The following is a 13,820-nucleotide window of genomic DNA, read 5'->3' as shown; positions in this document are numbered from 1 at the left end:
TTTAACATGCCATTCCCGTATGGCATTAAAACCGCAAAAAATAAATGTTTCCAGACGGGAAGAAACATAACGAATAAGTTTTAGATGGCAGTACCACAGAAACCAACTTTTAACCGTCCGCCTGGTGCGGGTGGTCCTTACAGGCCGGGAGGCAACAGACCAAAAGGAAACTTCAGAGGACGTTTACCACAAAAAGAAGCAGAACACCGAATTAATCACCACATCAGGGTTCCACAAATAAGACTGGTGGGCGATAATGTTGAGGCTGGCGTTTACGCTACGCAAGAAGCCTTAAAAATGGCTCAGCAACAAGAATTAGATCTGGTAGAAATTTCACCAACGGCAGATCCTCCAGTTTGTAAAATCATTGATTATAATAAGTTCCTTTACGATAAGAAGAAGAAGGAGAAGGAGATGAAGGCGAAGAGTAAAGCGACAGAAATAAAAGAGATTCGATTTACGCCCAATACTGATGACCATGATTTTGATTTCAAAGCTAAACATGCGGAAGGCTTTTTGAAAGACGGTAACAAAGTAAAAGCTTACGTACAGTTTAAGGGTCGCGCTATTCAGTTTCAGGATAGAGGTCAGCTCTTGTTATTAAAGTTTGCAGAAAGGCTTGCAGAATTTGGCACTTTAGAGAACATGCCAAAGCTGGAAGGTAGAAGAATGCTGGCAATGATTGCACCTAAAGCAGCCATTAAGAAAAAATAGTTTTATAATTTATTATAGAAACCATCTGTATATGCAGATGGTTTTTTATTTTAGCCCATAATATGAAGAAGTTTAATTTAATTATTGCTGTCAGTTTATTGATAAGCCTTGTTGCGAGCGCTCAGGAAAAGCGCCCCGACCCTCAACCACCCATCGATACTTACGAGAAGTTTAAAGTAGGAATGGCCGGATATACTTTTGTCAATTTTGGAATTGATACGGCTCTTGAAACAATGGAAAAGAGTGATGTACATTACTTATGCATTAAAAGTTTTCATTTGCCATTAGACGCAAATGCTAACCAGATTGCAGCTTTTCATGAAAAGTTAAAAGCTAAAGGCGTTACAGGGTATGCTGTTGGACCTATCTACATGAAAACCGAAAAAGAGGTGGATGAAGCATTTGAATATGCAAAGCGCGTAGGTGTAAAATTAATCGTTGGCGTTCCAAACTATGAGTTACTACCTTATGTAAATAAGAAAGTGAAGGAGTATGATATGAAGTATGCGATTCATCTTCATGGGCCTGATATGAAACTTTATCCTGATGCAGAAGATGTTTGGAACAATGTAAAAGACCTCGATCCGCGTATGGGAATGTGTTTAGATATTGGGCATGATACACGTAATGGCAAGGATCCTGTTGCTGATCTTAAAAAGTATCATACAAGAGTTTTTGATATGCACCTGAAAGATGTTACAGCACCTACAAAACAAGGTTATTCGGTAGAAGTGGGAAGAGGAATTATTGATTACCCTGCATTTGTAAAAATGATGCGGCAAGTAGGTTATTCTGGCGTGCTAAGCCTGGAGCATGAACGCAACATGAAAAATCCTTTTGCGGGTATTGCCGAATCGATTGGTTATATCAGAGGTGTGATCAGGACTACGAAAAAGTAATAGAACTATATTGTACAAAACAAAACCCGCTTCAAAGCGGGTTTTTCAATATTATAACAGGAGTAAATTAAATAATATCCATCGCTTTAACAAAGAACGTAGTAACGAAAGGAAGGATCAACGTCAACCATGGCCAATGACTGAAACATGCGAAAACGAATGCAAAAGTTGCAATCAGAAATAAAATCCACATTAACCCTTTATTTTTTGAAGCAGAAGACATACTTTATTTGTTTTGCTGCAAATTTAAGTGATGAAGGCGAAAAATGAATACTTTACAAACTTTATTTTGAGAGAGCAGTTGGGAATAATTTTATTGTGTGTATATTGTACACAATGATAGAATTCCAATATTAGGATATGTCCGTGTTGATTTTTTCACACTAGCTGCAAACTAAAACATTTACAGATGAAGCTTATTTTCTTTTTAAAATATCACACAAATTTTGGTGAACAACTATATATAATTGCTAACGCCCAAGAATTAGGACCAAGTAGTAAAAGTGTAGAAATGCAGTACTTTAACGATGAATACTGGAGGCTTGAAATAAATATTGATGTTGCTGCATTACCTAAAAAACATTGTCTTACAAATATATTTTTAAAGATGCAGAAGGTGTTTGCATTGACGAGTTTCAGCAGCCAAGGCAATTAGTTATTGACCGCGAAAATATCGAAGTGTTGAATATTTATGATACCTGGAACTATGCTGGAGCAGTTGCCAATACTTTTTATACGGCTCCATTTCAAGAAGTTTTATTACCCAGGCATAAAGCGGTAAAAGTTAAATATAAAGAAGAAACTACTCATGTTTTTAAAATAAAAGCTCCACTGTTGGGAAAGGACGAAGTTGTATGCCTTTTAGGAGATGGCGAAACTTTAAAGTGTTGGGATATTAAAGATCCGATCGTTTTAAACTTTGACGGTATGTGTTGGTTTGCAGCCTTGAACCTTAAAGGCACTCAATCTCCTTTTGCTTATAAGTATGGAATTTTTAATAAAGCAAAAAAGAATTTATCCGGTTTGAAGATGGAGGAAACCGCGTATGTTTTGAGCAAGCTTCAGTTAATGAACAAACTATATTGCAAGATGGCTTTGTTAATATGCAAGGCGAAACCTGGCGCGGGGGCGGTGTTGCCATTCCGGTTTTTAGTTTGCGAAGTAAAAATGGCTTCGGTGTTGGTGAGTTTAGCGATCTGAAACTGCTTACGGACTGGGCGGTAAAAACGAAGCTAAAATTGATCCAGATCCTGCCGGTGAATGATACAACGGCTACTAATACATGGCTTGACTCTTATCCATACGCAGCCATTTCAGCATTTGCGCTTCATCCTATTTATATCAATATCGACGAAATTGATGGAAAGAAAAATAAAGAATTAAAGGAGGCTATAAAAACCAAACGTAAGCAACTGAATGAACTGGCACATGTTGATTACGAAGCGGTGATGAAATTTAAAATGGCTGTATTGCGGGAATCGTTTGAAGAGCGGGCAGCTACGTTTCAAAAGTCGCATTCCTATAAGGATTTTTTTGAGAAAAATAAAAGCTGGCTAAAACCCTATGCGGCTTATTCTTATCTACGCGATAAATACCTGTCTCCCAATCCGTCGGATTGGCAAACAAACAAAATTTATAATGAGAAAGAAATAAACGAATTTTTTGAAGACAACAATCCTGCTAACAAACAGGTGTTGTATTACTGTTATGTGCAGTATCAATTACATCTGCAGTTAAGCGACGCGGTTGAATATGCACGTAAAAAGGGTGTAATCGTTAAAGGGGATATCCCCATTGGAGTCTATCGTTTTGGTTGCGATGCGTGGGTGGCTCCTGATTTATATAAGATGGAAGTACAGGCCGGTGCGCCACCTGATGATTTTGCTGTAAAAGGCCAGAACTGGGGCTTTCCTACTTACAACTGGCAAAAGATGAAAGACGGTGGATTCGCCTGGTGGCGTGAACGCTTTGAGCAAATGAGCCATTATTTTGATGCTTTCAGAATTGATCATATCCTCGGCTTTTTTAGAATATGGAGCATTCCATTACATGCTATTCAAGGAATAATGGGGAAATTCGATCCCTGTTTACCAATACATATTAACGAGTTTGGCGAGCAGGGAATTTGGTTTGATTATGAAAGGTTCTGTATGCCGTATATAACCGATGATGTGTTGATTGAAATATTTCAAGAACAATCGGAAAATGTAAAAAGAAATTTTTACAGAAGCACGGCCCGCGACAATACCTATTGCTTCCACAATTTGACACACAGAAAAAAGTTGAATCCTATTTTCATAAAAAGCAAGATAGCAACAGTACTCAGTTGCGCGATGGCTTGTTCGATCTGATCAGTAACGTAATATTATTTGAAGAAGAAAGCTTAGAAAAAACTGAATTTCATTTTCGGATAGCAATCGACCAAACCAGCTCCTTTCGCCACTTGCAGCCGCAAATGAGAGAAAAGATTTGGAATTTATATATAGATTATTTCTATCGCAGGCAAAATGATTTCTGGAGAAAGGAATCATTAAAGAAACTTCCGAACTGAAGGCTGCAACTAATATGTTGATATGCGGCGAAGATTTGGGAATGGTTCCGAAACTGTTCCGGGCGTTATGAAACAATTGGGGATTTTAAGCCTCGAAATACAAAGAATGCCGAAAAATCCCGGTGTGAAATTTTGCAATCTGGCGGATGCTCCCTATTTATCTGTTGTTACACCATCCACTCATGATATGAGTACGGTACGCAGCTGGTGGCAAGAAGATAAAAATACGACTCAACAATTTTATAATAATGAGTTGGGACAAAGCGGCGATGCGCCGCAGTTCTGCGAGCCCTGGATTAACCGGGCCATTGTGTTGCAGCATTTATATTCACCTGCAATGTGGAGTATTTTTCAGCTACAGGATATTTTGGGTATGAGTGCCGAATTACGCCGCACCAACCCGGATGATGAACGCATTAACATACCAGCAAACCCTCAGCACTACTGGCGTTACAGGATGCACCTGACATTAGAGCAATTAATAAAAGAAAAAGCTTTTAATGAAGAACTAAAAGGGTATGTTGAAAATAGTGGGAGGGGTTAGTTTATGAGTTCACATACAGAGATGTACAAATTGTCCTCTGTCAACTACCATCCGTCAACTGTTTTCAATAACTTCCTTCCCCTTTTCCCCCTTCTACAATCGCCACGCTTGCGCTGCATCCTAACCTGGCAGCACCGGCTTCAACTAGTTTTTTGGCAAAATCGTAATCCCGAATACCACCGCTGGCTTTGATACCCGTTCCTTGTGGCAAATGTTTTTTAAATAATTCAACGGCATGTATGCTCGCGCCTTTCTCAGCATAACCTGTAGAAGTCTTTAAATAATCAATACCCGCAACGCCATACAGTTCGCAACATTTAATGATTTCGTTATCTGTCAATACACCGCTTTCAATAATGATCTTAACTGTTTTCCCTTTTTCTTTGATGATAGGTATTAAATGGTTCGCCTCGTTGGCGAGATATTGCCAATCATTATTTTTTAATGCGATTAAATTAATTACAATATCTAGTTCATCCGCACCGTCAACAATAGCTAAAAGCGTTTCGGCAAGTTTAGCTTCGATGGCAGAATAGCCAAACGGGAACCCAATAACAGTGCAGGTTTTGACACCACTGTCTAGAAGCAGTTCTTTTGATTTTTTTACAAAAGGTGGCGGAACACAGGCAGACGCAAAGTGGTATTGCTTTGCTTCCGCACAAACTTTTTCAATATCGCTAACTAAGGTTGTAGGTTTTAAAATGGTATGATCGATATATTGATTGAGTTGCATAATACATTTATTTGACATCAAAAATAAGCGATGGAAATTAAAGATGGATAAACGAATAAGCCGATGAAACAACTCACCACGTTGGAACAAGTACAGGAATTATGTCTCAGAGAAATACAAACCCAAAACATAAGTTTAAATTTCGGAAAGATGTGAAAGGGTTGCAATTTTCTGCTTACTTCATTACTCTGTGGATACTTCATTTTATCATTAATCAATCCTATTTATTCGTGCATTCGTGGCATAAAAAATTTACGTTTACCGCTACTGTTTACAAAATTTTCACATTCGCGAACTTCAAATAGTTTGTACCTTTCATCAAACAATTAATCGAAAACTATATGGATACTTTAAAACAACTTAGGGAGGAATTAACCGAAGAGCATAATACAACCAAAAAATTCCTGAACGAGTTTCCCGAAGGAAAAAATGATTATGCGCCGCATGAGAAAAGTATGAAACTGATGCATCTGGCGCAGCATATTACGGAAGTGTTTGGTTGGGCTTCTTTTATGCTAAAAACCGAATTTTTGATCTCGCTGAAGGCGACAAGCCGGCTTTATATGAAAACCGTCAGCAGCTACTTGATGCTTTAGAAAAAAATTACAGTGATTCATTAAAAGCTTTGGAAAAGGCTACTGAAGCTGATTTGGAGCCTTTTTGGAGTTTGAAATATAATGGCAACAAGTTAGCTGAATGGACTAAATATGCGGCTATAAGGCATTCACTAAACCAAATAACACATCATCGTGCGCAGCTTGGCGTGTATTATCGGCTAAACGATATCAAAGTGCCTGGAAGCTACGGCCCATCAGCAGATGATCAAAATTTTTAAAAAACTGAATGAACGGCGGGGCGTAATTAATTATCTAAAAATAATTCGCTTCGCTGTTTCTATTTACCCTGAAACCAGTTTTTGATCCTTTTAAAAATATCTACCTTTCTGGGCTTGGATAATCCGTCGTGCGTCAACTGGTTGTTATAATGATGTTGTAATTGAAGTCCATATTTTTTATTTTCAGGATGCTCATCTTCATTCAAAAGTGCTTTTATATAAGGCTCAACCGTATTTCCTAACATTCCATTAATTGATACGGTGTAATAACCACTTCTTAATATTAGGTTTTGATTATTGTTGTATGCTGGCTGGCCATTCTCTGCGAAATAATCAATTTGAAATATTTGCGGATTTAACTTTTTAAGTCTTTGTGTGCCGCGTCTTTCATTTCGCCAAGGATGTTCTTTTTTATAAAGTTGCTTTAGTAAAAACTCCTTGTTCCAAAGCGTAACTTGATGTGACATTAGAAAGGAAGAACCTTTATTATCTATTTGAGAAACATTAAATCCTTCTATAAACAAATCGGTTTCTTTAGTTACATAAGCATTGGAACTATGTAGTTTTACCTGCTGCCAGTTATGCTGTTCTGCAAGCGCAAAAAGGCGATCGAAAAAGTATTTATTTACAGGACTTGTTAACCACATGTCTTCCTGAAAATAGAGTATGTATTTTTCTTTTATTTTTTCTTTCAATAATAATGCAAGCCTGTCTGCCCACTCTCCATTTCCAGATTGGATATTTTTAAACTGGCCGAAAGCGAAATCTTTTTCTTCCGTTGCAAAATAATAGCTGCACTGAACTTCGCTGTTCCAGTTTTTTTCAAAAAATATTTGGAACCCCTTGTAAAGAAAGGCATACCTGTCGCAGGTATGAACAAGCAATGCAACGTTTGGGTATTCAATTTTCATATATATATATTGCCAAATATAGATAGAATCAACAAATCAACAGATTCGTATCTGCTCATTTTGTATCTTAGTTTCCTTAATCATTTTAATATGCTTTGTTTGAAAAGGTCTATCCTTCTACCATTCTTACTGTCTGTAACTGTTGTTATTGCACAAAAGCCATCTATAGATAAGGATGCTGTTGTTGATGCCATCGTAACAGAAGCTACACAAAATTCACAGCTTGAGGTATTAGGACATGAATTACTGGACGGTATTGGACCGAGACTTGTTGGAACACCAGAAATGAAGCAGGCCGGGGATTGGGCCATTGAAAAATATAAAAGTTGGGGCATTGCAGCCCACAGCGAAAAATGGGGTGAATGGCGTGGTTGGCAAAGAGGGCCGGCACACTTTGAAATGACTTATCCCCGGGTAAAATCTTTGGAAGGTATGCAACTGGCATGGAGTCCGGGTACGAATGGCAAAACGGTTTCTACAGAAGTAATAATATTGCCTGCTGCTGCCAATGGCGCCGAATTTGAAAAATGGCTTTCTACAGTTAAAGGAAAATTTGTGATGATTTCTTTGCTTCAGCCGACCGGACGCCCTGATAAAAACTGGGAAGAATTTGGAATTAAAGAATCTGTTGCAAAGATGAATAAGGACCGCGATTCGCTTTTCACTGAATGGACAGAACGTATCAGTAAAACAGGTTATACAAGCCGAACGTTACCCGTTGCACTTGAAAATGCAGGAGCGCTCGGCGTGATCACGAACAATTGGTCGAAGGCTGTTGGTGCCGATAAAATTTTTGGTGCATACACAAAGCAAGTACCTACCATTGATTTATCACTTGAGGATTATGGATTGGTATACAGGCTGGCGCAATCTGGTAAAAAGCCTAAGATGAACATGACTGTCGAGTCCAAAATGCTGCCCCCTGCTCCAACATTCAATATTATTGCAGAAATAAAAGGTGTTGAAAAACCTGATGAGTATGTAATTCTTTCAGCGCATTTTGACTCCTGGGATGGTGCTACGGGCGCTACTGATAATGGCACCGGAACCTTAACGATGATGGAAGCAGCGCGTATTTTAAAGAAAGTTTACCCCAATCCTAAGCGTACCATTCTTGTAGGACACTGGGGAAGTGAGGAGCAAGGCCTAAACGGCTCAAGAGCTTTTGTAGAAGATCATCCGGAAATTGTGGCAAATATTCAGGCCGTTTTTAACCAGGATAATGGAACAGGACGTGTTACAAGTCTGCAGGGCATGGGCTTTTTACATTCCTATAATTATTTAAGCCGATGGCTTTCTAAAGTACCACAAGATGTTCGTAAATATGTGGAGACCAGTTTTCCTGGCCAGCCCGGCACTGGCGGTTCTGATTTCGCGTCATTTGTAATGGCTGGTGCACCAGCGTTTTCACTAAGTTCTTTGAGCTGGGATTATGGAACTATTACCTGGCATACCAATCGGGATACTTATGATAAAATTGTATTTGATGACCTGCGTAATAATGCCATCTTAACAACAGCTGTCATGGCTTATGCCGCAAGCGAAGATCCTGAAAAAGCTTCGAGGGAACAGGTGGTATTGCCTGTTGATCCTTCGACCGGTAAGCCTCGCGAATGGCCTAAGCCGGTGGCTCCAACAAGAAGGGGGGATGTGAGGAAACGTTACAAGTTTCAGGTTGCGGGTTTCAAGTTTTACAGAATTACTATCCACTATTGGAACTAGAAACCGGCAACCTGAATCTGACTTCAACTCTTTGTACGAAGTTGTTTTTTGGCATCAGTTATTTCCTTCTGAGCTTTCTCAATTTGAAGCCTGGCTTCTTCAATCGATTTTTCGATTTGAGGTTTCAGGTTCTCGGCTGCAATCTTTACTTGTTCGTTGATCTTTTCGGTATTGATTTTGGCAATGGCGCTCGCAACGTTGGATTTTATATGTTCGAGATCCACTTTGTCAAGTGCAACATCAGCATCTGCTAACGCATTGTCTACACTTTCTTGTATCTGCTGAATATTAATCTCGCGCAATGCTTTAGTAACAGATGCTGCAATGTCTTTTTCTTTTAATTCAATTTTTGCTTTTTCAAGCTTGGCAAAAGCTTCGTCAAGATCACTTAGTTTTTCTTTGCAGTTGCCGGGGATTGTGTCAGAAACGGAAAAAAACTTATCAAACATTCCAGGTGACATTGGCAAGTTCCATGAAGCGAGTGTTACAATTGCAATGATGCCAACAAGGATAAAGAAGATTGATAAGATTTTTGGTTTAGTGAAGCGCATAATGGTAGTTTTTAAGTGTGCTTAATAATTTGAAAATACGATGATGTTCGTAATTATAATTATGGAGAACATCTATTACATAAATTTTAACAATTTGGATTAAGAGAATGATTCTTTGAAAGCACAAGTTTTGGCGATTCATAATCAGGACGATAAACCGATCCGCCAACTGGCGGAAACGAAGATGATAGTAGCAGTTCAGTTCGTTCCATAAAAAACACCCCGCATTTGCGAGGTGTTAAAATTTATTAATGAATTGCTTTATCTATGCTTCCTGAGCGTCAGCTTTTTCCTTTATAGAAAAAACCAGTTTGTCGGCTTCCTTGTCAAAGTCAACCTCTAGTATATCACCGGGTTTGACGCTCATGTTCAATATTTCTTCTGCCAATGGATCTTCCAGGTATTTTTGAATGGCTCTGTGCAGGGGCCTTGCGCCAAATTGCTGATCGTAACCTTTGTCCGCGAGGAATGTTTTAGCATCCTCAGTGAGTGTTAAGCCGTAGCCTAAAGTTTCTATGCGTTTTAAAACACCCTTCATTGAAATATCGATGATGCTAAAGATGTCGTCTTTTGTAAGGCTGTTGAAGATCACCACATCGTCGATACGGTTTAAAAACTCTGGAGAGAAAGTGCGTTTTAAGGCCTTTTCAATCACGGCTTTATTCTCTTCGTCTTCGTTCTGCAAACGTGATTGTGTCGCAAATCCAACGCCCGCACCAAAGTCTTTCAACTGACGCACACCAATATTTGATGTCATGATGATGATCGTGTTTTTGAAGTTCACTTTCCTTCCTAATCCATCAGTTAATTGTCCATCATCCAACACTTGCAGTAAAATATTATAAATATCAGGATGTGCTTTTTCAATTTCATCCAACAATATTACGCTGTAAGGTTTGCGGCGCACTTTTTCTGTAAGCTGGCCACCTTCTTCATAACCTACATATCCGGGAGGTGCGCCAATAAGGCGGCTCACTGTGAATTTTTCCATGTATTCGCTCATGTCAATTCGAATAAGTGAATCTTCCGAATCGAAAAGATATCTTGCCAATGAGCGTGCTAACTCTGTTTTACCAACGCCTGTAGGCCCAAGGAAAATAAAGCTACCGATCGGTTTTTTAGGATCTTTCAAACCTACACGATTACGTTGAATGGCTTTAACAACTTTAAGAATGGCATCATCCTGGCCAATTACCATGCCTTTCATATCATCCGTCATTTTGCGCAACTTCTCTGTTTCGGCTTCCACCATTTTTCTAACAGGAATGCCGGTCATGCTATGTATTACTTCGGCAATATCTTCATCGGTAATGGGGTAGCGTTTATGTTTGCTTTCCTCTTCCCATTGAGCTTTAGCGCGTTCCAATTCGTCGGCCAGTTTCTTTTCAGTATCGCGCAGTGACGCGGCCTCTTCAAATTTCTGGCTTTTTACAACGCGGTTCTTTTCTTCTTTTACGTCTTCAATCTTCTTTTCAAGCTCCACAATGTTTTCAGGAACGTTGATGTTCTTTAAATGAACACGAGCGCCTACTTCATCCATTACGTCAATTGCTTTATCCGGCAACAGACGATCCGTTACATAGCGGTCGCTTAGTTTTACGCAAGCGTCGATAGCTTCATCGGAGTAAGTAACGCTATGAAAATCTTCATATTTTGATTTGATATTATTCAGTATTTGCACGGTTTCGTCAACGCTTGGCGGATCGATCATTACTTTTTGGAAACGACGGTCTAAAGCGCCATCTTTTTCAATATGCATTCTGTATTCATCCAAAGTAGATGCACCAATGCATTGCAGTTCGCCACGAGCCAAAGCTGGTTTGAAAATGTTACTGGCATCGAGCGAGCCACTGGCGCCACCTGCACCCACTATTGTGTGCATTTCGTCAATGAAAAGAATTACGTCACGGTTCTTTTCCAGTTCGTTCATGATCGCTTTCATTCTTTCTTCAAACTGACCACGATACTTGGTGCCTGCAACTAAAGAAGCTAAATCAAGGGATATAACTCTTTTGTCGAATAGCACACGGCTTACACGCCTTTGTACAATACGCAAAGCCAAACCTTCTACTATGGCAGTTTTACCAACGCCTGGTTCACCAATTAAAATGGGGTTATTCTTTTTTCGGCGACTTAATATTTGCGACACGCGTTCAATTTCTTTTTCCCGACCTACAATTGGATCAAGCGTGCCGCTTTCTGCAAGCTTTGTAACATCACGCCCGAAGTTGTCCAGCACCGGCGTTTTACTTTTGGTATTCGATTTAGATGAAGACCCTTTTGATTGTTGAGAATATTTCTTTTCATCTTCAAAGTCATCATCACCCTCTTCACCAAACTCAGCACGAGGCTCATTTGATTTTACGATGCCTAATTCCTGACGGAACATATCGTAATCGAGATCATATTGATTCAGGATCTGCGTAGCAACATTTTCCTTGTTTTTTAAAATAGAAAGCATCAGGTGTTCTGTTTCTACCTGGTTACTTTTTAATGCCTTTGCTTCAAGCACCGTAACGCGGATCACTTTTTCTGCTTGCTTTGTAAGCGGCAGACTGTTTATGTTCGCGATGTTTTTTCCGGTCTTGTCTTTTATTGCCAGTTCAATTTCCTTACGTAGTTCAAAAATATCTATATTAAAACCTTTCAGAATTCTTATAGCCGTATTATCTCCCTCACGTATTAAACCAAGCAGCAAATGTTCCGTGCCAATGAAGTCATTTCCCAGCCGCAGCGCTTCTTCCCTGCTGTAGGAGATGATTTCTTTTACCTGAGTTGAAAAATTATTATCCATATTTTTTAGATAAAATGATTAGTTACAATATTAACAAATATATTTGGTACTGGTTTACGTTATTTGTAAACAAAGGCACCATGCATTAGCTAAACCATGTGTCTTTTATTAAGAAGATGTAGGAATGCACTGAATGGTTTTCTCGTTTATTAAATACATCTTTTTCCAAATTTAATCTTTACATGCAGGTCAAAATAGATACCAAAGAGAAATTTCACGTCATCACGCCAATTGAACCGGTTCTGTCTGCTACAATGACAGATGGAATCAAAGTCGTTTTGCTTCCTTATTTAAAAAATGAAGTGAAAAATGTTGTGTTTGATATGAGTAATGTTAGCACGTTGGATGCCGCTGTGGCAGAGCAATTGCTTCATATTCAACAGGATTTTTATGAAAATAATGCTTCGTTTGTGGCGTGTTGTGTAACAGAAAATGTAGAAACTTTTTTGGCAGATAATGAACTTTCAGAACTTTTAAATGTTGCGCCTACAATAAGCGAAGCGTCAGACATTGTGCAGATGGAAGAGATAGAACGCGAATTGATGGATGATGATGTGTTGGAATAAATAGAAAATTTTAGATTAGAAATTTAAAATTAGAAATTGGTTAATGTTTGCAGTAACAATACTTGGGAATAATTCGGCGGTTCCGGCTTTTGACAGGCACCCCACAAGCCAGGTATTGACAATGCCGGCCAGAAGTTTTTTAATTGATTGTGGTGAAGGAACGCAGATACAATTGATCAATTATAAAGTAAGGCGAAGCCGCATTTCTCATATATTCATTTCGCACCTTCATGGTGATCATTATTTTGGATTGATAGGCCTTATTAATTCTTTTGCTTTGCTAGGCCGGCAACAAGATCTTACTATTGTTGCTCCCGAACCGCTGCAGCAAATTATTGAAATGCAGCTCCGTGTTGCAGATACAAAGCTCTGTTTTAATCTGTCTTTTGTAACGATAAAGGAGAGTGGGCTTTTACTTAACTTGGATGATGTGGAAGTAAGTTGTTTTAGAACTGACCATCGTATAAAATGTTATGGATTTGTTTTTAAAGAGGTGAGAAATCCCAGAAGGCTGAATATCGAAAAAGTAAAAGAACAACATATACCTGTAACTTTTTATAATAGCTTACAAAGCGGAAAGGATTATACTGACGAGAATGGTAACGTTATTAAAAATGATGTACTTACTATAGCAGCACCTAAAGGAAAAGTATATGCTTTTTGTGCCGATACGCGTTATGATGAAAGGATCCTGACTCATATAAAAGATGCGGATATGATCTATCATGAAACTACATATCATGATTCGCTTGCTGACATAGCCACCGCAAGGTTTCATTCCACAACCAGGCAAGCCGGAAAAATTGCGCAATTAGCTGGCGTTAAAAAATTGCTTATTGGACATTTTAGCAGCAAGTATGATACGCTGCAAGAGTTTGAAACGGAAACCCGCGAAGTTTTTGCAAATACAGACCTGGCGTTGGAAGGTGTGAGTTATTTATTGCCTTGATAAGTTGATCTGCAGGATTCCTTGTCAACCTGTCAACATTAAACTCGTCAA

14 protein-coding genes are annotated in these 13,820 nt (G+C 38.9%); 10 read left to right on the top strand and 4 right to left on the bottom strand.

The features are described from left to right. The first annotated feature begins 84 nt into the window (after positions 1-84). The 5 genes from infC to MKP09_RS24895 all read left to right on the top strand — a co-directional run bounded on the left by infC (position 85) and on the right by MKP09_RS24895 (position 4,708). On the top strand, positions 85-714 hold the full coding sequence (gene infC / locus MKP09_RS24915; RefSeq protein WP_240833443.1) for a translation initiation factor IF-3: 630 nt from the start codon (positions 85-87) through the stop codon (positions 712-714). Between the two features lie 62 nt (positions 715-776). After that, positions 777-1,613, top strand: coding sequence for a sugar phosphate isomerase/epimerase family protein (locus MKP09_RS24910; RefSeq protein WP_240833442.1), 837 nt, complete (start codon positions 777-779; stop codon positions 1,611-1,613). Positions 1,614-2,195: 582 nt separating this feature from the next. Further along, entirely contained in the window at positions 2,196-2,813 is a 618-nt protein-coding gene (locus MKP09_RS24905; protein ID WP_240833441.1) for a CBM20 domain-containing protein, read from the top strand. Continuing rightward, the gene (locus MKP09_RS24900; protein ID WP_240833440.1) at positions 2,696-3,964 is read left to right on the top strand and encodes a 4-alpha-glucanotransferase; all 1,269 of its coding nucleotides are present in this window, start codon (positions 2,696-2,698) and stop codon (positions 3,962-3,964) included. The genes MKP09_RS24905 and MKP09_RS24900 overlap by 118 nt, the downstream gene beginning before the upstream one ends. A 222-nt stretch (positions 3,965-4,186) precedes the next feature. Then, complete coding sequence (locus tag MKP09_RS24895; RefSeq protein WP_240833439.1) at positions 4,187-4,708, top strand: 4-alpha-glucanotransferase; 522 nt, start codon at positions 4,187-4,189, stop codon at positions 4,706-4,708. Positions 4,709-4,772: 64 nt separating this feature from the next. Here MKP09_RS24895 and deoC read toward each other — a convergent pair whose 3' ends face one another. After that, positions 4,773-5,441, bottom strand: a complete 669-nt coding sequence (gene deoC / locus MKP09_RS24890) for a deoxyribose-phosphate aldolase (protein ID WP_240833438.1) — start codon at positions 5,439-5,441, stop codon at positions 4,773-4,775. 341 nt (positions 5,442-5,782) lie between these two features. Between deoC and MKP09_RS24885 the strand changes: the two genes are divergently transcribed. Together MKP09_RS24885 and MKP09_RS24880 are read left to right on the top strand one after the other, a co-directional pair. Further along, entirely contained in the window at positions 5,783-6,037 is a 255-nt protein-coding gene (locus MKP09_RS24885; RefSeq protein ID WP_240833437.1) for a hypothetical protein, read from the top strand. Between the two features lie 29 nt (positions 6,038-6,066). Then, on the top strand, positions 6,067-6,276 hold the full coding sequence (locus MKP09_RS24880; RefSeq protein ID WP_240833436.1) for a DinB family protein: 210 nt from the start codon (positions 6,067-6,069) through the stop codon (positions 6,274-6,276). A 59-nt stretch (positions 6,277-6,335) separates the two neighbouring features. On the opposite strand, the gene MKP09_RS24875 is transcribed toward MKP09_RS24880, so the two are convergent. Beyond that, positions 6,336-7,187, bottom strand: a complete 852-nt coding sequence (locus MKP09_RS24875; protein WP_240833435.1) for a hypothetical protein — start codon at positions 7,185-7,187, stop codon at positions 6,336-6,338. Positions 7,188-7,286: 99 nt separating this feature from the next. Here MKP09_RS24875 and MKP09_RS24870 point away from each other — a divergent pair, with 99 nt between their 5' ends. Next, on the top strand, positions 7,287-8,909 hold the full coding sequence (locus tag MKP09_RS24870; protein WP_240833434.1) for a M20/M25/M40 family metallo-hydrolase: 1,623 nt from the start codon (positions 7,287-7,289) through the stop codon (positions 8,907-8,909). Between the two features lie 23 nt (positions 8,910-8,932). Here the strand turns inward: MKP09_RS24870 and MKP09_RS24865 are convergent, their stop codons facing one another. Next, positions 8,933-9,460, bottom strand: a complete 528-nt coding sequence (locus MKP09_RS24865) for a hypothetical protein (RefSeq protein ID WP_240833433.1) — start codon at positions 9,458-9,460, stop codon at positions 8,933-8,935. Positions 9,461-9,725: 265 nt separating this feature from the next. Next, a complete protein-coding gene (locus MKP09_RS24860; protein WP_240833432.1) occupies positions 9,726-12,254 on the bottom strand; it encodes an ATP-dependent Clp protease ATP-binding subunit in 2,529 nt (842 codons plus the stop codon). A gap of 182 nt (positions 12,255-12,436) precedes the next feature. Between MKP09_RS24860 and MKP09_RS24855 the strand changes: the two genes are divergently transcribed. Both MKP09_RS24855 and MKP09_RS24850 read left to right on the top strand, forming a co-directional pair. Beyond that, on the top strand, positions 12,437-12,820 hold the full coding sequence (locus MKP09_RS24855; RefSeq protein ID WP_240833431.1) for an STAS domain-containing protein: 384 nt from the start codon (positions 12,437-12,439) through the stop codon (positions 12,818-12,820). A gap of 43 nt (positions 12,821-12,863) precedes the next feature. Further along, on the top strand, positions 12,864-13,769 hold the full coding sequence (locus MKP09_RS24850; RefSeq protein WP_240833430.1) for a ribonuclease Z: 906 nt from the start codon (positions 12,864-12,866) through the stop codon (positions 13,767-13,769). The last annotated feature ends 51 nt before the right edge of the window (positions 13,770-13,820 follow it).

The sequence above is a fragment of the Paraniabella ginsengisoli genome (genome assembly GCF_022513635.1).
GTDB classification, from domain to species: domain Bacteria; phylum Bacteroidota; class Bacteroidia; order Chitinophagales; family Chitinophagaceae; genus Niabella; species Niabella ginsengisoli.
This window is presented reverse-complemented; position numbering and strand designations above follow the sequence as displayed.